The sequence below is a fragment of the Pseudomonas sp. 05N432 genome, assembly GCF_056396945.1.
On the sequence record NZ_JBFTMM010000005.1, the window covers coordinates 95687 to 118049 of the forward strand.

A 22363-nucleotide genomic window follows, 5' to 3' on the forward strand; every position below is an offset into this window, starting at 1 on the left:
GGCATACTCCCTCGCCTAATTGCCCGGATCCCGCTATGCGCTCACTTGCACCCCTTGCCCTGACCCTGTTGCTCACCGCGTGTGGTGACGGCGAATCGCTGTTGCCGCCCGACGCACGCCTGCCCGATGGCGGCCGCTATCGGGGTGATCTGGTCAATGGGTTGCTGCAAGGCCAGGGCCGGATCGACTATCCGAACGGCAGCTGGTACGCCGGTCAGTTCGACAAGGGCCAGTGGCACGGTCAGGGCGAATGGCACGGCAGCAACGGCGAGGTTTATCGCGGGGAATTCCAGCAGGGACTGTTTCATGGCCAGGGCACGCTGACCACCAACGGCAGCAGCTACACCGGCGGCTTCAAACTCGGGCGGCGCGACGGTGAAGGCACTCTCAAAGAAGATGGCATGACTTACCGTGGCGAGTTCAAGGCCGATCAGTATTCCGGCCTCGGCCGTCTCGAACTTGAAGACGGCAGCCAGTATCAGGGCCAGTTCGCCAACGGCAAACCCAACGGTGAAGGCCAGCGTGGCGATGCCAGCGGCAACCAGTTCACCGGTCATTTCGTCGACGGCCAACTGGAAGGCAATGGCACCTTCAGCAGTGCCGAGGGCGACAGCTACGTCGGTGGTTTCAAACAAAATCAGTTGAACGGCAAAGGCCGCTACGAGAATGCCGACGGTGACGTGTGGGTCGGCGAGTTCAAGGAAGGCGCGCTGAACGGAAAAGGCGAATTGATTGGCGCCGACAACAGCCACTATATCGGCCAATTCAGTGATTGGCGTTTCACCGGTCAAGGCCGTTTGAACCTGGCGGACGGCAGCTTCTACATCGGCGAGTTCGATAACGACAGCTATCAAGGGCACGGCACGCTGGTGCTGACGGATGGCACCGTGCAAAGCGGCGACTGGATCAATGGCCAGCGTGTACGCGATGCCAATGGCAAGTTGCTGCCAGACACCCTCGAACTGGGGTTGCTGGCGCAAGGGCGTCTGCTCGAAGACGCGCTGGCCAATGTGCCCGCCTCGACCCCGGCGATCGAGCTGTACACCCTGACCGTGGGTGGCGACGGCAAGCAGAGCGTGTTTCTGCGCGAGTCCGATTACGTCAGCAACATGCTCGCCAGCCGCTTCGGCGCCTATGGCCAGATCCGCCTGGTCAACCATCGCGACCACCTCGGTGACCGGCCGATGGCCACCCGCGAGAACCTGCGCCGCGCCGCCCTGACCCTGGCCGAACGCAGCGGGCCGGAAGATCTGATATTCATCTACCTGACCAGCCACGGCACCCACGAACACGAACTGGTGCTCGACCAACCGCGTATGGAGCTGGCCGATTTGCCGGCTGACGAATTGGCCGCCGTCCTCGCACCGCTGAAAAACCGCGACAAGATCATCGTGATTTCGGCCTGCTACTCCGGCGGTTTCATCCCGGCACTCAAAGATGAACGCACACTGATCATGACCGCCTCGCGCGCCGATCGAGTGTCGTTTGGCTGCTCGGAGGAAGCTGACTTCACGTACTTCGGCGACGCGTTGTTCGTTCAGGCACTGAACCAGACCGACGATCTGGAGCAGGCGTTCAAACTGGCCAAGGCCACAGTCGCCGAGCGCGAACTGGCAGATAGCTTCGAGGCATCGGAACCACAGATCTGGGCGCCTAAAGGGGTGTTGGCGCATTGGCAATCACTGCGCAAGCAGCAAGCACGCAAGGCACTGCAAAGTGCCGCTTTAACCAGCAAGGAAGCAAAGAGCAACTAAGCTGAAACAGTATCAAGGGGGAAACATTATGTACTTGACGCCTCAGCATGTATTGCTCGCTGGAGCCACCGGCCTGGTCGGTGAACACTTACTCGATCGGCTGCTGAACGAACCGACCATCAGCCGCGTACTGGCACCGTCACGCCGACCACTGGCTGAACATCCTCATCTGGAAAATCCGGTTGGCGATCCGGCAGTGCTTCTCCCCCAACTCAGTGGCCGCGTCGACATTGCCTACTGCTGCCTGGGCACGACGATCAAACAGGCCGGCTCCGAACAAGCCTTTCGCGCAGTCGATCTGGACCTGGTGGTAGCGTTCGCCAAACGTGCACGGGAAATGGGCGCACGGCACTTGATCGTGATCAGCGCCCTGGGGGCCGATCGCAGATCCTCGGTTTTCTACAACCGGGTCAAGGGCGAGATGGAATACGCATTGCGCGCACAGAACTGGCCGCAACTGACCATCTGCCGGCCTTCCCTGCTACTGGGTGATCGCCTTGAACCGCGACTCGCCGAACAACTGGCAGGCCCGCTGTCCAAACTGATTCCCGGCAAATACCACGGCATCGAAGCCTGCCAACTGGCCCGCGCCATGTGGCGCCTGGCGCTGGAAGAACAGGATGGCTTGCGGATTGTCGAGTCGGATGAGTTGCGCAAGTTAGGCAAATAGATCGGCAGTGACGAATCGTCCGTCATCGCGAGCAGGCTCGCTCCCACATTGATTTTATGTCGCTCACAGATCCAGTGTGGGAGCGAGCCTGCTCGCGATAGAGCGCGGCAGCGCTCTGTTACAACCCGCCCGTCGCTTGAAACCCAACCCCTAACACCGTCAACACCGACAGCGGCAACAGCAGCGTGTCGAGCAGCGCGCTGGCCGGCAGGTCGAGGCCGGGGTAGCTCGGTGCTTCGGCACCAAAATGATCCTTGGCGCAGCAACCACCGTCCAGCGCATACAGGTCAAGACGCATCCCCGAGTACACCACTGGCGCGCCAGGCTTGGCCGCGTCCAATGTCCGCGCGGTGGCACAACCGCCCAATTGCAGGGCGAGCAGCAGACTCAATAGCTTATTCATCGCTGCTCAAATGGTGTTCGCCCCAACGCGGCAGCATGTCTTGGGGGATGTTCAACAAATTGAGAATCCGCGCCACGACAAAGTCCACCAGATCATCAATGGTCTGCGGCTGGTGATAGAAGCCCGGCGAGGCCGGCAGAATGGTCACCCCCATGTTCGACAGCTTGAGCATGTTTTCCAGGTGAATGCTTGAGTATGGCGCCTCGCGTGGCACCAGAATCAACTGCCGACGCTCTTTCAAGGTCACGTCGGCGGCGCGCTCGATCAGGTTGTTGCAGGCGCCTGTGGCAATCGCCGACAAGGTCCCGGTCGAGCACGGCACCACCACCATCGCGGCCGGCGAGCCGGAGCCCGAAGCCACGGGCGACATCCAGTCTTCCTTGCCATACACCCGAATCTGCCCGGCAGCAGCGCCGGTGTATTCGGTGAGGAAGGCCTGCATCATCTGCGGTTTCGGCGGCAGTGTGACGTCGGTCTCGGTCGCCATCACCAGTTGCGCCGCCTTGGAGATCAGGAAGTGCACCTCGCGGTCTTCGCGCACCAGACAATCGAGCAGGCGCAAACCGTACTGGGCGCCGGAAGCGCCGGTCATGGCCAGCGTGATGCGATCCGGACCGTTACTCATTTAAGCGCCTCGGCCAATTTACCATGCAGGCCGCCGAAGCCGCCGTTGCTCATGATCACCACGTGAGTGCCCGGTTTGGCCTGGCTTTTCACCTGCTCGATAATGCCCTCCAGCGAGTCGCAAACCATCGACGGCACGGTGCACAGCGCAGCAACGGCGGGCAAGTCCCAGCCGAGGTTGGCCGGTGCATACCAGATCACCTGATCGGCATCGACCACGCTTTCCGGCAAACCGTCACGGTGCGCGCCGAGCTTCATCGAGTTGGAACGCGGTTCGATGATCGCGATCAACGGTGCGTCGCCGATGCGTTTGCGCAGACCGTCGAGGGTGGTTGCGATGGCGGTCGGGTGGTGAGCGAAGTCGTCGTAGATGGTGACACCATGAACTTCAGCGACTTTTTCCATGCGGCGCTTGACGCTCTTGAACGCGCTCAACGCGGCGATGCCCATACTCGGAACCACGCCAACATGCCGCGCGGCCGCCAGAGTGGCCAAGGCGTTGGCAACGTTGTGCTGGCCGGTCATGTCCCACTCGACCACGCCTTGGGCGACGCCTTCGAACATCACTTCAAACTTCGAGCCGTCTTCGCTGAGCAACTTGACCTGCCACTGCCCGCCTGCGCCAGTGGTTTGCACCGGGGTCCAGCAACCCATTTCGATCACGCGCTGCAACGCAGGTTCGGTGGTCGGGTGGATCACCAGGCCTTCACTCGGGATGGTCCGCACCAAATGGTGGAACTGTCGCTCGATGGCCGGCAGATCAGGGAAGATGTCGGCGTGATCGAACTCAAGGTTATTGAGGATCGCGGTACGCGGACGGTAGTGAACGAATTTCGAACGCTTGTCGAAGAAGGCGCTGTCGTATTCATCGGCTTCGATCACGAAGAACGGTGTGTCACCCAGACGCGCCGATACCGAGAAGTTCTGCGGCACGCCACCAATCAAAAAACCCGGGCTCATGCCGGCGTGTTCCAGTACCCAGGCAAGCATGCTGCTGGTAGTGGTTTTACCGTGGGTACCGGCAACCGCCAGCACCCAGCGACCTTGCAGCACGTGGTCGGCCAGCCATTGCGGACCGGAGACGTATGGCAGGCCTTTGTTCAATACGTATTCGACCGCCGGGTTGCCGCGCGACATCGCATTGCCGATCACCACCAGATCCGGGGCCGGATCGAGTTGGGCAGGATCATAGCCTTGCGTCAGCTCGATGCCCTGCGCCTGCAACTGAGTGCTCATCGGCGGGTAGACGTTGGCATCGGAGCCCGTCACATGATGGCCCAGCTCTTTGGCCAGGACCGCCATCGAACCCATGAAAGTGCCGCAAATACCCAGAATATGAATGTGCATAGTCAACCTCGTAAAACATCGAGGCAGGTTAGCGTAGAGGGCCGAAAATCGCACTCTTTAGGTGATGAGACAGAGGATTGTTGGTCTTGGGCATTTCTATTTGGCTCAATATCCACCCCTCACCCTAACCCTCCCGAAACGTCGGACCGCCCCAAATGGGCGAGGGGACTGACCGAGGTGATTGGTTGGAATACTGCGACCTGAAATCCCGAGTCGAACTCAGGTTTGAAAACGACATAGATCTGCCCCCTTTCCCCCTCTCCCCTTTGGGGAGAGGGCTGGGGTGAGGGGTGGATCTAACTGGCTACCGCGCAATCCCGTGCTTGCGCAGCTTTCTATAGAGGGTGTTGCGGCTGACTCCCAGTTGTTCAGCGGTATGGGTCATGTGCCAACGCTGCTGCTCCAGGGCATTGAGCAACGCCAGGCGTTCGGCATCGTCCAGCGGATATTCAGACACCTCTTCCACCTGCGCCAACACTGGAACCGGTCGGGCCTGGCGAATCATCACCGGCAAATCCTCAACCCCGATTCGCCCGTCATCGCACAATGCCGCCAGGGTCCGCAGCACATTGCGCAATTGCCGCACGTTACCTGGCCAGGCGAAGTCGAGCAGCGCCTGGCGCGCCGCAGCGTCGATCAGCACCGCCTCCCCGCCCGACTCTTCAGCCAGCAAAAAGTCCAGCAACTGCGACTTGTCGCTGCGTTCACGCAACGCCGGCAAGGCGACTTCCAGGCCATTGAGGCGGTAATACAAATCTTCGCGGAAACTGCTGTCCTGCACCCGTTCGAGCAAATTCCGGTGAGTGGCGCTGATGATCCGCACGTTGACCGGCAGCGGCTCGCCACCGATCGGCACCACCTGCCGGTCTTCCAGCACCCTTAATAGCCGGGTTTGCAGCGCCAGCGGCATGTCACCGATTTCGTCGAGGAACAGTGTGCCGCCATCGGCCTGCTGCAACTTGCCGCGCATGCCTTCTTTGCGGGCGCCAGTAAAACTGCCGCCGCGATAGCCGAACAGTTCGCTCTCGATCAGGCTTTCCGGGATCGCCGCACAGTTGAGCGCGACGAAGGCCTTGTCGGCGCGCTGACTGGCCTGGTGCACGGCCTTGGCGAAGGCTTCTTTACCTGAGCCGGTTTCACCGTTGATCAACAGCGGCACATCACGCTCGAAGACCCGCAAGGCTTTACGAAAATCAGCCTGCAGCCCTTCGTCTCCCAAACAAATACCCGTAAGAACCGGGCGTTCGGCAATGAACGGCGGTTGCAGCATCGGGGTCGGCACGCTACGCGGCTGGCCGCGCAACAGCGCAAACAACACCCGCCCATCGCGAGTGCGCAATGGCCAACTGGCGGTGGCGTTGACGCTCGCGCGCCCCAGCAGTTCGTCCAGCGAGCAATCGAAAAACGCCTCGACCGGTTGACCCAGCAACCCGCCACGAATATGCCCCAGCAGGTTCAACGCGCTCTGATTGATCGCGCTGATCCGCCCTTCGCCGTCGAATGCCAGCAGCCCTTCGCTGAACAGCCCGACCGACTCGGCCTGCAAGTGAAAGCGCAGCAGCCATTGATTGTCGAAGTAACGCAGGAAATAGCAGCTCTCGATCATCTTCGCCGAGAGGTTGACCAGCGCCATGGTGTGGAACTGGCTTTGACGCGAGACATCGTGGCGTGCCGACGAAACGTCGAGCACCGCCAGCAGTTCGCCATGCGGGTCGAACACCGGGCTCGCCGAACAGGTCAGCCCTGTATGACGTCCCCGAAAATGTTCATCCTGGTGAATGGTCAGCGACTGCCGCTCCACCAGGCAGGTGCCGATGCCATTGGTGCCTTCGCAGGCTTCGCTCCAGTCGGCACCGAGCCAAAGACCGGCGCGCTCGAAAATCTTCCGTTCGGCAGGCGCGGTGACACAGTTGAGGATCACCCCGCGGGCGTCGGTCAACAGCACGGCGTGGCCGGCACCGGAAAGTTGCTGATGCAGGCTGGTCATTTCGCCACCGGCAATCTGCAGCACTTGCTGCAAGCGCTCGCGACTCTCCAGCACTCGACCGTGCTCAAGCACCGTCGGCGCCATGCTCAGGGCCGGGTCGAGGTGATAGTCCTCAAGACAACGCAGCCAGGAACGGGCAATGGACGGATCGCTACCCGGACCGTGCAAATGGGATTTGCCTTGGGTCACGGTCAAGACTTGCTGAGCATGGCGACTCAAATGGTTGCTGTGCATTTTTTATTATTCTCTCCGAACACTGTGCTGAGCCCAATGAAGGACTGTCACCACCTTGTGGCGCCCAGCATCCTCCTGCCTCGATTGCTTTGCAATGCTGGCAAGACCGCCCGGTCACAGGCTGTGCCACAAGCGGTACAAACTGTCACAGGCGCCGTACCGCATCTGTCACACGTCCTGTACCACCACTGCCTCAAAAAAACCGTAAGCCCTTGATTTACCTGACCTGCAAAGCACTGGCCCGACCTTTGCTCTACGCTTCTCAAGCGCTTACTGCGCGTACTCCCTTAATAAGCACAAAAGCCAAGGAGATACTCACCATGCGTTACGCTCACCCAGGTACTGAAGGCGCTATCGTTTCGTTCAAGAGTCAATACGGCAACTACATCGGCGGCGAATTCGTCGCGCCTGTCAAAGGTCAGTACTTCACCAATACCTCCCCGGTCAACGGCCAACCGATTGCCGAATTCCCCCGCTCCACGGCCGAAGACATCGAAAAAGCCCTGGACGCTGCCCACGCAGCCGCCGACGCCTGGGGCAGCACGTCTGCTCAGGCGCGCTCGCTGGTGCTGCTGAAAATCGCCGACCGCATCGAGCAAAACCTCGAAGTCCTGGCAATCACCGAAAGCTGGGACAACGGCAAAGCCGTGCGTGAAACCCTCAACGCCGACATCCCGCTGGCCGCTGACCACTTCCGCTACTTCGCCGGTTGCCTGCGAGCCCAGGAAGGCAGCGCCGCGGAAATCGACGGCAACACCGTGGCTTATCACATTCACGAACCGCTGGGCGTGGTCGGGCAGATCATCCCGTGGAACTTCCCGATCCTGATGGCCGCCTGGAAACTCGCCCCGGCGCTGGCTGCCGGTAACTGCGTGGTGCTCAAGCCCGCCGAGCAAACCCCGCTGGGCATTACCGTGCTGCTGGAACTGATCGGCGACCTGCTGCCGCCCGGCGTGCTGAACGTCGTGCAAGGTTTCGGCAAAGAAGCCGGTGAAGCCCTGGCCACCAGCAAACGCATTGCCAAAATTGCCTTTACCGGCTCGACCCCGGTCGGCTCGCACATCATGAAATGCGCTGCCGAAAACATCATTCCGTCCACCGTGGAACTGGGCGGCAAGTCGCCGAACATCTTCTTCGCCGACATCATGCAAGCCGAACCGACCTTCATCGAGAAAGCTGCCGAAGGCCTGGTGCTGGCGTTCTTCAACCAGGGCGAAGTCTGCACCTGCCCGTCCCGCGCACTGGTGCAAGAGTCGATCTACGACGACTTCATGAAAGTGGTGATGAAGAAGGTCCTGCAAATCAAACGTGGCGACCCGCTGGACACCGACACCATGGTCGGCGCCCAGGCGTCCGAGCAGCAATTCGACAAGATCCTCTCGTACCTGGAAATCGCCAAAGGCGAAGGTGCCGAGTTGCTGACCGGCGGCAAGGTGGAAAAACTCGAGGGCAACCTGGCGACCGGGTATTACATCCAGCCGACCCTGCTCAAGGGCACCAACAAAATGCGTGTGTTCCAGGAAGAAATCTTTGGCCCGGTGGTGAGCATCACCACCTTCAAGGACGAAGCCGAAGCCCTGGCGATTGCCAACGACACCGAGTTCGGTCTTGGCGCCGGACTCTGGACCCGCGACATCAACCGCGCCTACCGCATGGGCCGGGCGATCAAGGCCGGTCGCGTCTGGACCAACTGCTACCACCTGTACCCGGCTCACGCCGCGTTCGGCGGTTACAAGAAGTCCGGTGTCGGCCGTGAAACCCACAAAATGATGCTCGACCACTACCAGCAAACCAAAAACCTGCTGGTGAGCTACGACATCAATCCGTTGGGCTTCTTCTAAGAGCCGAGGGCGACGCTGATGTTTCGGCGTCGCCCTTCGAGTGGTTATCGCGAGCAAGCTCGCTCCCACAGGGGTTTTGTGGTGAACCCACCTGCGTGGGCTGACGCAAGTCCACTGTGGGAGCGGACTTGCTCGCGATGGCGTCCTAACTGACACACCGAACATCGCTTGCCGCCCTGGCACGGCCTTTGCTTGCCCGCTCGACAGATTAACCGCTGCGTGAACAGCGTCGATCCACCCAAACCGCCACACCCGAAAGTCCAACAGATCGAACACTGAAAAACAGAGAGGAGTTATGACTTCTTCAACAACACTCAAACCCACACTCGGCACCTTGCATCTATGGGGCATTGCCGTCGGCCTGGTGATTTCCGGCGAATACTTCGGCTGGAGTTACGGCTGGGGCACCGCAGGCACCCTGGGGTTCCTCGTCACCGCATTGATGGTGGCGACGATGTACACCTGTTTCATCTTCAGTTTCACCGAACTCACCACCGCGATTCCCCACGCTGGCGGGCCCTTTGCCTACAGCCGACGGGCCTTTGGTGAAAAAGGCGGCTTGATCGCCGGGATCGCCACGCTGATCGAATTCGTCTTTGCGCCACCGGCCATTGCGATGGCCATCGGCGCCTACCTGAACGTGCAATACCCGGATCTGGACCCGAAAATCGCCGCAGTCGGCGCCTACTTCGTGTTCATGGGCCTGAACATCCTCGGCGTCAGCATCGCCGCGACCTTCGAGCTGGTGGTGACCGTTCTGGCGGTAGCCGAACTGCTGGTGTTCATGGGCGTGGTTGCACCGGGCTTCAGCTTCAGCAACTTCGTGCTCAACGGCTGGTCCGGCTCCAATGAGTTCACGGTCGCTTCGATCCCCGGCATCTTTGCGGCGATTCCCTTCGCCATCTGGTTCTTCCTCGCCATCGAAGGTGCGGCCATGGCTGCCGAAGAAGCCAAGGACCCGAAACGCACCATTCCACGGGCCTACGTCAGCGGCATCCTGACCCTGGTGTCCCTGGCGATCGGCGTGATGGTGATGGCCGGCGGTGTGGGCGACTGGCGCCAACTGGCGAACATCAACGACCCGCTGCCTCAGGCCATGAAAGCCGTGGTTGGCAACAACTCCAGCTGGATGCACATGCTGGTGTGGATCGGCCTGTTCGGTCTGGTGGCGAGCTTCCACGGGATCATCCTCGGCTACTCGCGCCAGTTCTTCGCCCTCGCTCGCGCCGGCTACCTGCCTCGCGGCCTGGCCAAGCTCTCGCGCTTCCAGACCCCGCATCGGGCAATTCTGGCGGGTGGCGTGATCGGCATCGCGGCGATCTACAGCGATGGGCTGGTCAACCTGCAAGGCATGACCCTGACCGCCGCGATGATCACCATGTCGGTGTTCGGCGCCATCGTGATGTACATCATCAGCATGCTCAGCCTGTTCAAACTGCGTAAAACCGAGCCGTTGCTGGAACGTACCTTCCGCGCGCCGGGCTATCCGATCGTGCCGGGCATCGCGCTGTTCCTGGCGGTGGTCTGCCTGGTGGCGATGGCCTGGTTCAATACCTTGATCGGGATGATTTTCCTCGGTTTCATGGTCGCCGGCTTCATCTACTTCCAATTGACCGCCAAACAGCGCCTCGACGCCCCGGCGGACGCGATGCTCACGGGTATCTGAGTTGCACCGGCGTCGGGCGAATAACCCGGCGCCTGCATTATTGAAGTGCACTGAGATCCAGTGTGGGAGCGAGCCTGCTCGCGATAGCATCGCCTAGGTATGACTGACACACCGAGGTGCCTGAATCGCGAGCAAGCTCGCTCCCACAAGGGGTTAGCGGTGTATTTGAGTCACTTACAGAATCAAGAGGACACCGCTCATGGCTGCATTTGCCCATACCGTCGGCGCCCGGACCTACCGTTTCGACGGCCTCAAGGAAGTCATGGCCAAGGCCAGCCCGGCACGTTCCGGAGACTTTCTGGCCGGCGTCGCCGCCCTGAACGATGGCGAACGGGTCGCCGCGCAAATGACCTTGGCTGACATCCCGCTCAAGCATTTCCTGCAAGAAGTGCTGATTCCTTACGAATCCGATGAAGTCACCCGACTGATCATCGACACCCACGATGCCCGCGCCTTTGAGACCGTCAGCCACCTGACCGTTGGCGGTTTTCGCGACTGGCTGCTCAGCGATGCAGCCGACGAGCAGAGCCTGCGGGCGCTGGCCCCCGGCCTGACCCCGGAAATGGCCGCTGCCGTGTCGAAGATCATGCGCGTGCAGGACCTGGTGCTGGTGGCGCAGAAAATCCGCGTGGTGACTCGGTTTCGCGGCACCATGGGCCTGCGCGGGCGCCTGTCGACCCGCCTGCAACCCAACCACCCTACCGACGAACCCGCCGGGATTGCCGCGAGCATTCTCGACGGCCTGCTCTACGGCAACGGCGACGCAATGATCGGCATCAACCCGGCCACCGACAGCATCGCCTCGATCTGCGCCATGCTGGAAATGCTCGACGCGGTCATCCAGCGCTACGAAATTCCGACCCAAGCCTGCGTGCTGACCCACGTCACCACCTCCATCGAGGCGATCAACCGTGGCGTGCCGCTGGACCTGGTGTTCCAGTCGATCGCCGGCACCGAAGCGGCCAACGCCAGTTTCGGCATCAGCCTGAGCGTGCTGCAGGAAGGTTATGAAGCAGGCTTGAGCCTCAATCGCGGTACCCTGGGGCAAAACCTGATGTACTTCGAAACCGGCCAGGGCAGCGCGCTCTCGGCCAACGCCCATCACGGCATCGACCAGCAAACCTGCGAAACCCGCGCCTACGCCGTGGCCCGGCACTTCAAGCCGTTTCTGGTAAACACTGTGGTCGGCTTCATTGGCCCGGAATACCTCTACAACGGCAAACAGATCATCCGTGCCGGCCTCGAAGACCACTTCTGCGGCAAGTTGCTCGGTGTGCCGATGGGCTGCGACATCTGCTACACCAACCACGCCGAAGCCGATCAGGACGACATGGACACCCTGCTGACGCTACTCGGCGTGGCCGGGATCAACTTCATCATGGGCATCCCCGGCTCCGACGACATCATGCTCAACTACCAGACCACCTCGTTCCACGACGCGCTCTACGCGCGCCAGACCCTGGGCCTGAAACCGGCACCTGAGTTTGAGCGGTGGCTGGCACATATGGGCATCTTCACCCAAGGTGACGGCAAGGTGCACTTTGGCAATAACCTGCCGCCGGCTTTCCGCCAGGCCATGGCGCAACTGGGATGAGTAATCTGCTGATGGATAAACCAACCGTCGATCCGCAAAACCCCTGGCTGGGACTGCGCCGCCTGACTCCGGCACGCATCGCCCTGGGTCGTACCGGCACCAGCATGCCGACCAGCGCGCAACTGGATTTCCAGTACGCCCACGCCGAGGCCCGCGATGCCGTGCACCTGCCCTTCGACCATGCCGGGCTCAGCCAGCAACTGGCCGAGCGTGGACGCGACAGCCTGCTGCTGCACAGCGCCGCCAGTGATCGCCACAGTTATCTGCAACGGCCAGACCTGGGGCGCAAGTTGAGTGATGGGTCCGCGCAAAAGCTGCGCGAACACGCGCTGGCCAACCCGGGCGGCGTTGATCTGGCGATAGTCGTGGCCGACGGCCTTTCGGCGCTGGCGGTGCATCGGCACACCTTGCCGTTTCTGACACGCATGGAAGAACAGACTCACGCCGAAGGCTGGTCATTGTCGCCGGTGATTCTGGTGGAACAGGGTCGCGTCGCCGTGGCTGACGAAATCGGCGAATTGCTGGGCGCAAAAATGGTCGTGATCCTGATCGGCGAACGCCCTGGACTCAGCTCGCCAGACAGTCTCGGCTTGTATTTCACCTATAATCCAAAGGTCGGCCTGACGGACGCCTATCGCAACTGTATTTCCAACGTCCGCCTTGAAGGTTTGAGCTATGGCATGGCGGCACACCGTTTGCTGTACTTGATGCGCGAAGCCTGTCGACGGCAGTTGTCGGGGGTTAACCTGAAAGACGAAKCCCAGGTCCAGACTATTGGGTCGAAAAATGACGCTGATATGAAAGGAAATTTCCTACTGAGCCTGCCGAATGCCTGACCCGTATTCGAATTGCGTTTTTGATCCGCTTTCAGGCAGAGTCGACGAACGGCTGCCCGAGCAGTGAACCAATTGCCGTCGTATCCACTGGAAACTGCCGCCCTATCTACTTGAAAGTTGAGGCCTAGCATGCGGATTACTCAAGCAACCCTCGAGCACCTGGACCTTCTGACGCCGCTGTTCGTCAAATACCGCGAGTTTTATGGCTCGCTGCCTTATCCAGACTCGTCCCGGGCCTTCCTGGAAAAGCGCCTGCGGCGCAAAGAGTCGGTGATCTATCTGGCCCTGCCCGATGATGACGACAATAAACTGCTGGGTTTTTGCCAGCTGTACCCAAGCTTCTCGTCGCTGTCGCTCAAGCGCGTGTGGATCCTCAACGACATCTACGTCGCCGAAGACGCCCGCCGCCAACTGGTTGCCGACAACCTGATGCGTACCGCAAAGAAAATGGCCAAGGAAACCCAGGCTGTACGCATGCGCGTATCGACCAGCAGCGACAACAAAATTGCGCAGAAAACCTACGAATCCATCGGGTTTCGCGAAGACACCGAGTTCAAGAACTACATTTTGCCGATCAGCGAAGAGCTCTGATCCAGACTCTGTGGGAGCGAGCCTGCTCGCGATTCAGACGCCTCGGTGTGTCAGTCATACCGAGGCGATGCTATCGCGAGCAGGCTCGCTCCCACAGAGTTCAGTACCGAACCACCGATCCGACTTGGAAATCCCTCGCTACAAACTCGACACGCTTTTCACCTTTCAGTCCGTATAATCACGAACCTTACGGGCTGTAAGAAAAACTCCACAGCCCTGTAGCCCAATTTTCCAAAATATTCGCACAGGCCTGCTGAGTCGGGTCGTTACCACAGGTGCCAACCATGGATTTCAACCCGATCGACCTAATCCTGCATCTCGATGTCTACCTCGACTTGCTGGTGACCAACTACGGGCCATGGATCTACGCCATCCTGTTCATGGTGATTTTCTGCGAAACCGGCCTGGTGGTGATGCCTTTCCTGCCGGGCGATTCGTTGTTGTTCATCGCTGGCGCGGTAGCGGCCGGTGGCGGCATGGACCCGGTGCTACTGGGCGGCTTGTTGATGCTGGCGGCGATTCTCGGTGATAGCACCAACTACCTTGTCGGGCGAACGGCCGGCGAAAAGTTGTTCAGCAATCCGAATTCGAAGATCTTCCGTCGCGATTACCTGCAACAAACCCATGATTTCTACGACAAGCATGGCGGCAAGACCGTGACCCTGGCGCGCTTCCTGCCGATCATCCGGACCTTCGCACCGTTCGTCGCCGGCGTAGGCAAGATGCCTTACCCGCGCTTCTTCGCCTTCAGCGTATTCGGCACCGTCCTCTGGGTCGGCGGCCTGGTGACCCTGGGTTATTTCTTCGGTAACGTGCCGTTCATCAAGAAGAACCTGTCGTTGCTGGTAGTGGGCATCATCCTGCTGTCGCTGGTGCCGATGATCATTGGCGTGATCCGTAACCGCCTGGCCAACGCGAGCTCCAAAGCCGCGTCGCGCTGAGCGTCCATGTGGTTCCTTAACGCCTGGCGCCGCCGGCGTACGCTGGCCAAGCACCCCGTTGCCGATGAAACCTGGCAGCGGGTGCGCCAACACCTGAGTTTCCTCTACGGTCTCAGCGAGGCCGAAGACCGGTGGCTGCGCGAAGCCGCCGTGCTCTTTCTGCAAGAAAAACACCTGACCTGCCTGCCCGGCGTCGAACTGCACCAGGAGCAGCGCCTGCTGCTTGCCGCGCAGGCGCAATTGCCGCTGCTGCACCTGGGCGACTTGAACTGGTATCAGGGTTTTCACGAAATCGTGCTCTACCCCGACGATTTCCTCAGCCCGCAACGACATCGCGACGCCAGCGGCGTCGAGCATGAATGGAACGGCGAGCACAGCGGCGAAGCCTGGCAACAGGGGCCGATCATTCTGGCCTGGCCGGGCGTGATGGCCAGCGGGGGCTGGGAAGGCTACAACCTGGTGATCCACGAACTGGCGCACAAACTCGACATGCTCAACGGCAATGCCAACGGCTTGCCGCCGCTGCACAGCGACATGCGCGTCAGCGACTGGGCGAAGGTCATGCAACAGGCCTACGACGACCTCAATCGCCAACTGGATCGCCATCCGCACCTCGACACTCCGATCGACCCTTACGCGGCGGAAAATCCGGCCGAGTTCTTCGCCGTCACCAGCGAATACTTCTTCAGCGCCCCGGATCTGCTGCACGCAACGTATCCACAGGTCTATCAGCAACTGCAGCTGTTTTACCGCCAGGACCCGCTGGCGAGGCTTGAGCAACTGCAAGCCACCCATCCGGGCTATCAGGCACACGACTAGGGTCTATACGACCTCTGGCACATGGCACAGGCGGCGGAATATGCCTATAATCGCCGCCACTTTTTGGTCAATCCGGCCAAGTCATTTGGCCACTTACGGGGGCACCGCCCAATGAGCTACAGCAAGATTCCGGCTGGCAAAGACCTGCCGAACGACATCTACGTCGCGATCGAGATTCCGGCCAACCACGCGCCGATCAAATACGAAATCGACAAAGACAGCGATTGCCTGTTCGTTGACCGTTTCATGGCCACCCCAATGTTCTACCCGGCCAACTACGGTTACATCCCGAACACCCTGGCAGACGACGGTGATCCCCTCGACGTGCTGGTCGTGACCCCTTACCCGGTTGCTCCAGGTTCGGTAATCCGTGCGCGTCCAGTCGGCATCCTGAACATGACCGACGACGGCGGCGGCGATGCCAAAGTTATCGCTGTTCCACACGACAAGCTGTCCCAACTGTACGTTGACGTGAAGGAATACACCGACCTGCCAGCGCTGCTGATTCAGCAGATCGAGCACTTCTTTGCGAACTACAAAGATCTCGAAAAAGGCAAATGGGTGAAGATCGAAGGCTGGGACGGCGCCGATGCCGCTCGCGCCGCGATCACCAAGTCGGTTGCTGCCTATAAAGGCTGAGACGGCATTGGCTGAACGCCACTGACCTCTTGAAGAAACCCCGGTTATCCGGGGTTTTTTTATGCGCGTTAAAACATCAAGTTAAACAGGGTGTTTAATGAAACAAAGTCTAACGTTTAGACATGTTTAATATGAACTAACAATATCCTGCACTTCAGCTGAATATTCCCGCGCAAATTGATCCGGTTGTTTATTTAATCCGGCCACCCCGGCCCGTAAACTCCGTATTCATGAAAAAGCACAAATGCGGCCCACGCTTCAAAGCGCTCCTGAAAGAGGTGAACATCACCCCTACGGAATTCGCGGCCTTCTGCAACGTCGAGCCCCAGCACGTGAATAACTGGTACACCCGCGGCGTTCCCTACCCGCGGATGGAACAAATCGCCCGTCTGTTAAGTGTGAACAGCCTGTGGCTGCTCAACGGCGAGGGCCCAAGAAATCCCGGTCCGGGACAACTGACGGATCAGACCGGCAACGTTTACGACGCGCAAGAAACCCGCGGCGTGTACTCCGTGAACGTCGATTCGCTCGATGTAGAAATCCCGCTGTATAACGAAGTCCCCACAGCCCCCGGTGCCAGCGACACCCAGGTCGCCGAAATACCCGGCGAATTCATCCGCCTGCCACGACACTACCTCGAAAGCCTCGAAGTCGAACCGGCCCAGGCCATCTGCGTGCCGATGGTCGGCGACAGCATGTCGGAGAAAATCGAAGACGGCTCGACCCTCGCCATCGACCGCAGCCTGACCCAGGTCGTCGACGGCCAGATCTACGCCCTCGAACACGCCGGCATGCTGCGCATCAAATACCTGCACCGCCTGCCCTCCGGCGCCCTGCGACTGCGCAGCCATAACTGCAACGATTACCCCGACGAAATCTTCAGCGCCAAACAGATCGAAGAACAAAACATCGAAATCCTCGGCTGGGTCTTCTGGTGGTCCACGCTGAACAAACAGCGGCCTCCGGTGCCGTTCAGTTGAAACCGGGGCGCCCTTTTAAGCAGCACAACGCTCTGGATAGCACTTCACGCTGGGAATTCCCCACAAAAATCAGTATGCTGCGCCCCACATTTGCATCGACCCGCCAACGCCGGTCCGATCGCACCGACAAGGCAGATGACTTTCTCGCCAAGTCCCACAGCCGGACGCAAGATCCGGGTGTACGTTTTGAAGGCTGGTACGGTTTACCAAAAATGAACCAAGCCCGTCCCCGAGAAGCCGGCCACAAGCCGGCTTTTTAATGCCTGAAATAATCCTATCCATTCTGAGAAATCAACTGATAGCCTCTCTATTCAGGGGCCATAAGGCATTTCTCTGTCCAATGGTGTTTAACGCCACCTAACCTCATCCGGCGATGTGATGGGGGGATAAATGCCCCTTCCAGCAGGCCGAACACAGGCATTGCGTAGGATGCCGAGCTAGCCGCTTAAATCTCCAGCAATGACACATTGGCGCCATGAAGGGCCAGGCATCGATCAGCCTCCATCCATCTGCGCAAGCATCCGGCGAAAACGCTGCAACGAAAGTGCGAACAGCACGCTGCCGATGAGAAGTAGCGCAAGAAGTTGAACCCACACGACGTCCAGCCCCGCGCCGCGGTACAGCACGCCTTCTCCCAACTGCACCAAGTGGGTGGTGGGCGCGGCCAGCATCAGGTACTGCACCAGCGTGGGCATGCTTTCGCGCGGAGTGGCGCCGCCGGAGAGCAGGATCAACGGCAACAGCACCAGCATCAGCAACAGGCCGAACTGCGGCATGCTGCGGGCCACGGTGGCGAGATAGATGCCCAGGGCGGTGTTGGCGAATAAGCTCAGCGCGGCGCCGACCAGGAACAGCCAGACCGAGCCTTCGATGGGTACGGCGAGCAACCCACGTACCACGAACTGCAACGACAACGCCGCCGCCACCAGCACCACCGTGCCCATCGCCAAGACCTTGGCCAGCATGATMTGCGTGGGGGTGACCGGCATCACCAGCAGGTGTTCGATAGTGCCGTGCTCGCGTTCGCGGATCAGCGCGGCTCCGGTCAGAATGATCGCCAGCATGGTGATGTTGTCGATGATCTGCAGCAGGCTACTGAACCAGGTCTTGTCCAACGCCGGGTTGAAGCGTGCGCGCAGCGCCAGTTCCACCGACAGGGCCGAATTGCCGCGATAACGCTGCACGAAGGTCTTGACCTCATCGGTGACGATCTGCTCGACATAGGCGCTGCCGCTGAAGGCTTGATCCATGCGTGTGGCATCGACGTTGAGCTGCACCTGCGCGGGACGACCCGCCAGAACATCGCGCTGCAGGTTGGGCGGCATGTGCAGCACGAAGGTATAGCGACCGGAGTCCAGACCGGCGTCCATCTCGGCAACACTGATGTGCTCTGGTTGCGTGAACTGAGGTGGGTAGAAAGCGGTGGCGATGCGCTGCGACAGGGGCGAATCATCTTCGTCGACGAAGGCGATCGGTGCGTTGTTCAGGGTGTCTGGAATGGCCGAGGCGGCCGTGTAGACCATCGCCGTGAAGCTGAAGACGATCAGCAGCAGCATGACCGGATCGCGCCACAGGCTGCGAAGCTCCTTGACGCTCAGTTGCCAGATGTTGGAAAAAGTGCGTTTCATCTCAGCGCTCCTGTTTGTGCAGCATCGCAATCGACAGCCCCATCACCAGCGGTACGGCCACCAACAAGGCAATGAAGGACTGCTGCAGATCAGCCAGCCCCAAAGCCTTCGCGAATACGCCACGGCTGATGAGAAACATATGGGTGGCCGGGTGGGCTTCGCCGATCAGCTTGCCGATGCCCTCCAACGAGGAAACGGGTGTAGTCAGCCCGGCGAACTGGGTGGCAGGCACCAGCGTGCCGATCAGCGCGGCGAACATCGCGGCGATCTGACTGCGTGTGACGGCCGATGCGACCAGCCCCATGCTGGTGGATATCACCAGAAACACCAGGGTGGCCAGCGCCAGGGTGGCAAAGCTGCCCTTCATGGGCACATCCAGTACGGTCACCGCCAGCACGCTCATCAACAGGAAGTTCAGCATTCCCAGCGCCACATAGGGCAGTTGCTTGCCAAGCAGGAACTCGGTGCGGGTGACAGGGGTGACGTAGAAGTTGATGATCGCGCCCAGCTCCTTCTCACGCACCACGGCTAGCGCGGTCAGCATCGCCGGCAGCATCAACAGCAGCAATGGCACCACCGCCGGGACGATGGCGGGCAGGCTCTTGATATCCGGGTTGTAGCGAAAGCGCGTCTGCACTTCGACCGGGTTGGTGTAGGTTTCGCCGTTCAATTGCCGGGATTTTTGCGTCAGCCAGAGCAGGTGCATGCCCTGCACATAGCCTTGCACGGTTTCGGCGCGGCTGGGCATGGCGCCGTTGATCCAGGCACCGACCTGGGCGTTGCGCCCCAGCGTGGTGTCGCGGGCAAAGCCGGACGGGATCTCGATGACCAGACTCAGTTCGCCGGTCTGCATGCGTCGGTCCAGCTCTGCGTAACTGTGCAACGGCGGGCGCTCAAGAAAATACGGCGAACCGGAGAGCGCCAGGGTGTAGTCATGGCTCAGGCCGGTCTGATCACGGTCAAGCACGGCGTAGCGCAGGTCATTGACGTCGGTGCTGATGCCATAGCCGATAACAAACATCAGCAGCAGCGATCCCAGTAGCGCCAGTGTGGCGCGTACCGGATCGCGCCGCAGTTCCAGCGACTCGCGCCAGGCGTAGCTGAGTAGACGCTGCAGGCTGAAAGACTGAGCCTGTTCGGGTGCTATTGTGGCCGTGCCGTGCTGTGTGGGAGCGCTCTCATCCGGCACATGCGTGGTATTGTTATCGGCCTCGATCAGATAACCGATAAAGGCCTCCTCCAGGCTGGCGGCACCGCGTTTTTCCACCAACTGCATCGGTGCATCACTGTCGAGCACCTTGCCCGCATGCATCATCGACATGCGGTCGCAGCGCTCGGCCTCGTTCATGAAGTGGGTGGAGATGAAGATGGTCACGTGGTCGCGCCGCGACAGTTGCACCAACAAGCGCCAGAACTTGTCGCGCGCCACCGGATCGACGCCCGAAGTCGGCTCGTCCAGAATAAGCAGTTCGGGCTTGTGAACCATCGCCACGGCCAGCGATAGGCGCTGGCGCATGCCCATGGGGATGCTGGGCGGCAGGCTATCCATGACGTCCAGCAATTCAAAACGCCCGGCCATTTGCCGCACGCGAGCGTCGATCTCTGTGGCGGGCACATGGAATAGCTTGGCATGCAGGACCAGGTTCTGCCTTACCGTCAATTCGTTATAGAGCGAGAACGATTGCGACATGTAGCCTACGCGACTGCGTGTGGCAAGGTCGTGAGAGTCGATCTCCTTGCCGAACAGCCAGGCACGGCCTTCGCTGGCGGGTAGCAGGCCGGTGAGCATTTTCATCGTGGTGCTCTTGCCGCAGCCGTTGGAGCCGAGAAACCCGAAGATTTCTCCGCGACGGATGCGAAAGCTCACGTGATCCACGGCCGTGAAGTCGCCAAAGCGCATTGTCAGTCCCTGGGCTTGGATGGCGATATCGTCCGGGTCGGTCTGCAAGGGGGGAATGACCACAGGCTCGTGGTCTTGCTTTTTCTCGTCCGGCAACAAACTGATGAAGGCCGACTCCAATGAATCGCAATTGGTGCGTGCCAGCAGTTCGGCAGGCGTGCCGGTGGCCCGCACCCGACCTTCGTCCATGACTGCCAGCCAGTCAAAGCCTTGTGCTTCATCCATATAGGCCGTGGCGACGATCACGCTCATGCCGACTCGCTGGCGACGGATACGGGCGATCAGTTCCCAGAACTGCGCGCGCGCCAGCGGATCGACACCCGTAGTGGGTTCGTCGAGGATCAGCAGGTCGGGATCATGGATCAGAGCGCAGCACAGGCTCAGTTTCTGCTTCATGCCTCCCGAAAGCTTCCCGGCGGGTCGCGCAAGAAATGGATACATGCCAGTGCTACGGGTCAAATCGTCGATGCGTCGGCGCCGTTCGCTGGCGTTTTGACTGAACAACCGTGCGATGAACTGCAGGTTTTCCTCCACTGACAGTGTGGGGTACAGGTTCTTGCCCAGGCCTTGGGGCATGTAGGCAATACGCGGGCAGATCTGGTCGCGGTGGGCCTTGCTGGCGATGTCGGCGCCCAGCACCTCTACTGTGCCTTGCTGTACCCGACGCGCGCCGGAAAGCAACGACAGCAGACTGGACTTGCCTACGCCATCCGGGCCGATCAGCCCTACCATGCAACCGCCAGGGATGTCCTGGGTGATGCCCGCCAGCGCCTGGGTCTTGCCGTAATGCAGGCTTACGTCCCGCAAGCGAACCACGGGTTCAGCGAGGCTGTTCATGGCAAGTCCCTAAGCTGTAAGGCTTCAGGCCATTGGGCCTGTGGATCGGTCCTGATCCAGGCAACGCCGGGCAGGCCGGACTTTACGTAATCCTGGTACTTGCGCAGCAATGCTTTGTCGATCCGAGCCTTGACCCGGAACATCAGCTTCTGCCGCTCATTGGCGGTCTCCACGAATTTGGGGGTGAACTGGGCCTGGCGCGAGACAAAGGTGACCTTGGCTGGTATCGGCAAGTGCGGCGCGGTGTCCAGCACGATGCGCACTTCACTGCCCAGGGCCACTTGCCCGGCGGCTTCGGTGGGCAAGAAGAAGCTCATGTAGACATCTGACAGGTCGATCAGGTTAAGCACCTTGCCGCCATCGCCGAGCATTTCGCCGGGCTGGGCCAGGCGATACTGCACGCGGCCAGTGCGCGGGGCCTTGAGAGTGCTGTCGTCCAACTCGGACTGGATGCGCTCGACCGTGGCCTGCGCTGCAGCGACGGTCGATGTTGCGCCGGTGACTTCGGCGTCGGTGGCTTCGATGGCCGATCTGGCGGCGTTAGCCTGCGCGCGCGCGGCGTTGAGCGCGGCCCCGGTATTCGCCACGCTGGCGCGGTCATCGTCCAACTCCTGGCCTGTTGTGGCGCCGTCCTTGACCAATACCTCGGTGCGCACCAGTCGACGCTGGGCGGCATTCAGTTCCGTATGGCGCTGAACCACGACAGCCTCGGCGGCCGCCTGCTCGCTGCGGCGCATGTTCGCCTGCGCCTGAGTGGCCTTCACGGCATGTTCTGCCCGCTGCAATTGCGCTTGGGCCTCGCGCATCTGGGCCAGCAGCGAATCGATATGCATGTGTGCCAACACCTGCCCAGCCTGCACCTCGTCACCTTCATCGGCCAGGATCTGCGCGACGCGACCGCCAAATTTGGCGGCCACGTCCACCTCCGTGGCTTCAATGCGTCCATTGCTGACCATCAGACCGTCCGGCACGGCGCGTTGATCGAACCAGTCCCAGCCGATCCAGGTTGCACCGGCAATGGCCGCCACGATGGCAACTGCGGTGATTTTCTTCTTGATGGTGGCGCTCATGG

18 protein-coding genes are annotated in these 22363 nt (G+C 60.5%); 11 read left to right on the forward strand and 7 right to left on the reverse strand.

Translation table 11 applies throughout. The features are described 5' to 3' along the window. Positions 1 to 35 precede the first annotated feature (35 nt). Positions 36 to 1754 (forward strand): C13 family peptidase, encoded by a 1719-nt coding sequence (locus AC1DHT_RS07270; RefSeq protein WP_427541810.1) that lies wholly within the window; start codon positions 36 to 38, stop codon positions 1752 to 1754. Between the two features lie 28 nt (positions 1755 to 1782). Continuing rightward, entirely contained in the window at positions 1783 to 2424 is a 642-nt protein-coding gene (locus tag AC1DHT_RS07275) for an oxidoreductase (RefSeq protein ID WP_054594218.1), read from the forward strand. 118 nt (positions 2425 to 2542) lie between these two features. On the opposite strand, the gene AC1DHT_RS07280 is transcribed toward AC1DHT_RS07275, so the two are convergent. From AC1DHT_RS07280 to AC1DHT_RS07295, 4 genes are all read right to left on the reverse strand, one after another. Further along, positions 2543 to 2827: a YceK/YidQ family lipoprotein gene (locus AC1DHT_RS07280; RefSeq protein WP_103317535.1), complete on the reverse strand. Its 285-nt coding sequence runs from the start codon at positions 2825 to 2827 to the stop codon at positions 2543 to 2545. Beyond that, positions 2820 to 3452 carry a flavin prenyltransferase UbiX gene (gene ubiX, locus AC1DHT_RS07285; RefSeq protein WP_019693823.1) on the reverse strand — a complete coding sequence of 211 codons (633 nt, stop codon included), beginning with the start codon at positions 3450 to 3452 and terminating at the stop codon, positions 2820 to 2822. Before ubiX ends, AC1DHT_RS07280 begins: the two co-directional genes overlap by 8 nt. After that, the gene (mpl, locus tag AC1DHT_RS07290; RefSeq protein WP_427541807.1) at positions 3449 to 4798 is read right to left on the reverse strand and encodes a UDP-N-acetylmuramate:L-alanyl-gamma-D-glutamyl-meso-diaminopimelate ligase; all 1350 of its coding nucleotides are present in this window, start codon (positions 4796 to 4798) and stop codon (positions 3449 to 3451) included. Before mpl ends, ubiX begins: the two co-directional genes overlap by 4 nt. 304 nt (positions 4799 to 5102) lie before the next feature. Then, positions 5103 to 7019: a sigma-54-dependent Fis family transcriptional regulator gene (locus AC1DHT_RS07295; protein WP_427541804.1), complete on the reverse strand. Its 1917-nt coding sequence runs from the start codon at positions 7017 to 7019 to the stop codon at positions 5103 to 5105. 320 nt (positions 7020 to 7339) lie between these two features. Between AC1DHT_RS07295 and exaC the strand changes: the two genes are divergently transcribed. The 9 genes from exaC (at position 7340) to AC1DHT_RS07340 (ending at position 16926) form a co-directional block, all read left to right on the forward strand. Then, positions 7340 to 8860: an acetaldehyde dehydrogenase ExaC gene (exaC, locus tag AC1DHT_RS07300; protein ID WP_071552073.1), complete on the forward strand. Its 1521-nt coding sequence runs from the start codon at positions 7340 to 7342 to the stop codon at positions 8858 to 8860. A gap of 295 nt (positions 8861 to 9155) precedes the next feature. Further along, the gene (gene eat, locus AC1DHT_RS07305; RefSeq protein WP_427541800.1) at positions 9156 to 10526 is read left to right on the forward strand and encodes an ethanolamine permease; all 1371 of its coding nucleotides are present in this window, start codon (positions 9156 to 9158) and stop codon (positions 10524 to 10526) included. A 199-nt stretch (positions 10527 to 10725) separates the two neighbouring features. Continuing rightward, the gene (locus AC1DHT_RS07310; protein WP_054594224.1) at positions 10726 to 12120 is read left to right on the forward strand and encodes an ethanolamine ammonia-lyase subunit EutB; all 1395 of its coding nucleotides are present in this window, start codon (positions 10726 to 10728) and stop codon (positions 12118 to 12120) included. Positions 12121 to 12131: 11 nt separating this feature from the next. Further along, a complete protein-coding gene (gene eutC, locus AC1DHT_RS07315; RefSeq protein ID WP_477761321.1) occupies positions 12132 to 12956 on the forward strand; it encodes an ethanolamine ammonia-lyase subunit EutC in 825 nt (274 codons plus the stop codon). Between the two features lie 129 nt (positions 12957 to 13085). After that, on the forward strand, positions 13086 to 13547 hold the full coding sequence (locus tag AC1DHT_RS07320; RefSeq protein ID WP_427541797.1) for a GNAT family N-acetyltransferase: 462 nt from the start codon (positions 13086 to 13088) through the stop codon (positions 13545 to 13547). 284 nt (positions 13548 to 13831) lie between these two features. Then, on the forward strand, positions 13832 to 14488 hold the full coding sequence (locus AC1DHT_RS07325) for a DedA family protein (RefSeq protein WP_427528589.1): 657 nt from the start codon (positions 13832 to 13834) through the stop codon (positions 14486 to 14488). 6 nt (positions 14489 to 14494) lie between these two features. Next, positions 14495 to 15307: a M90 family metallopeptidase gene (locus AC1DHT_RS07330; RefSeq protein ID WP_427541794.1), complete on the forward strand. Its 813-nt coding sequence runs from the start codon at positions 14495 to 14497 to the stop codon at positions 15305 to 15307. A 111-nt stretch (positions 15308 to 15418) separates the two neighbouring features. Further along, positions 15419 to 15946, forward strand: a complete 528-nt coding sequence (gene ppa / locus AC1DHT_RS07335; RefSeq protein ID WP_007933577.1) for an inorganic diphosphatase — start codon at positions 15419 to 15421, stop codon at positions 15944 to 15946. Positions 15947 to 16176: 230 nt separating this feature from the next. Then, positions 16177 to 16926, forward strand: coding sequence for an XRE family transcriptional regulator (locus AC1DHT_RS07340; RefSeq protein WP_427541791.1), 750 nt, complete (start codon positions 16177 to 16179; stop codon positions 16924 to 16926). 494 nt (positions 16927 to 17420) lie between these two features. Here AC1DHT_RS07340 and AC1DHT_RS07345 read toward each other — a convergent pair whose 3' ends face one another. Genes AC1DHT_RS07345 through AC1DHT_RS07355 form a run of 3 tightly spaced genes read right to left on the reverse strand, consistent with a single transcriptional unit; the run spans position 17421 to position 22361 of the window. Further along, on the reverse strand, positions 17421 to 18554 hold the full coding sequence (locus AC1DHT_RS07345; protein WP_477761315.1) for an ABC transporter permease: 1134 nt from the start codon (positions 18552 to 18554) through the stop codon (positions 17421 to 17423). 1 nt (position 18555) lies between these two features. Next, positions 18556 to 21291, reverse strand: coding sequence for a ribosome-associated ATPase/putative transporter RbbA (gene rbbA, locus AC1DHT_RS07350; RefSeq protein WP_427541788.1), 2736 nt, complete (start codon positions 21289 to 21291; stop codon positions 18556 to 18558). Next, positions 21288 to 22361, reverse strand: coding sequence for an HlyD family secretion protein (locus AC1DHT_RS07355; protein WP_427541785.1), 1074 nt, complete (start codon positions 22359 to 22361; stop codon positions 21288 to 21290). The genes rbbA and AC1DHT_RS07355 overlap by 4 nt, the downstream gene beginning before the upstream one ends. Between the last annotated feature and the right edge of the window lie 2 nt (positions 22362 to 22363).

Excerpts from the sequence above, each read along its gene's own strand:
- AC1DHT_RS07275 (WP_054594218.1), top strand. The coding sequence starts at position 1,783 with ATGTACTTGACGCCTCAGCATGTATTGCTCGCTGGAGCCACCGGCCTG.
- AC1DHT_RS07320 (WP_427541797.1), top strand. The coding sequence starts at position 13,086 with ATGCGGATTACTCAAGCAACCCTCGAGCACCTGGACCTTCTGACGCCG.
- AC1DHT_RS07295 (WP_427541804.1), bottom strand. The coding sequence starts at position 7,019 with ATGCACAGCAACCATTTGAGTCGCCATGCTCAGCAAGTCTTGACCGTG.
- eat (WP_427541800.1), top strand. The coding sequence starts at position 9,156 with ATGACTTCTTCAACAACACTCAAACCCACACTCGGCACCTTGCATCTA.
- AC1DHT_RS07330 (WP_427541794.1), top strand. The coding sequence starts at position 14,495 with ATGTGGTTCCTTAACGCCTGGCGCCGCCGGCGTACGCTGGCCAAGCAC.
- exaC (WP_071552073.1), top strand. The coding sequence starts at position 7,340 with ATGCGTTACGCTCACCCAGGTACTGAAGGCGCTATCGTTTCGTTCAAG.
- ubiX (WP_019693823.1), bottom strand. The coding sequence starts at position 3,452 with ATGAGTAACGGTCCGGATCGCATCACGCTGGCCATGACCGGCGCTTCC.
- AC1DHT_RS07340 (WP_427541791.1), top strand. The coding sequence starts at position 16,177 with ATGAAAAAGCACAAATGCGGCCCACGCTTCAAAGCGCTCCTGAAAGAG.
- AC1DHT_RS07270 (WP_427541810.1), top strand. The coding sequence starts at position 36 with ATGCGCTCACTTGCACCCCTTGCCCTGACCCTGTTGCTCACCGCGTGT.
- AC1DHT_RS07355 (WP_427541785.1), bottom strand. The coding sequence starts at position 22,361 with ATGAGCGCCACCATCAAGAAGAAAATCACCGCAGTTGCCATCGTGGCG.
- AC1DHT_RS07325 (WP_427528589.1), top strand. The coding sequence starts at position 13,832 with ATGGATTTCAACCCGATCGACCTAATCCTGCATCTCGATGTCTACCTC.
- rbbA (WP_427541788.1), bottom strand. The coding sequence starts at position 21,291 with ATGAACAGCCTCGCTGAACCCGTGGTTCGCTTGCGGGACGTAAGCCTG.
- mpl (WP_427541807.1), bottom strand. The coding sequence starts at position 4,798 with ATGCACATTCATATTCTGGGTATTTGCGGCACTTTCATGGGTTCGATG.
- ppa (WP_007933577.1), top strand. The coding sequence starts at position 15,419 with ATGAGCTACAGCAAGATTCCGGCTGGCAAAGACCTGCCGAACGACATC.
- AC1DHT_RS07310 (WP_054594224.1), top strand. The coding sequence starts at position 10,726 with ATGGCTGCATTTGCCCATACCGTCGGCGCCCGGACCTACCGTTTCGAC.
- AC1DHT_RS07280 (WP_103317535.1), bottom strand. The coding sequence starts at position 2,827 with ATGAATAAGCTATTGAGTCTGCTGCTCGCCCTGCAATTGGGCGGTTGT.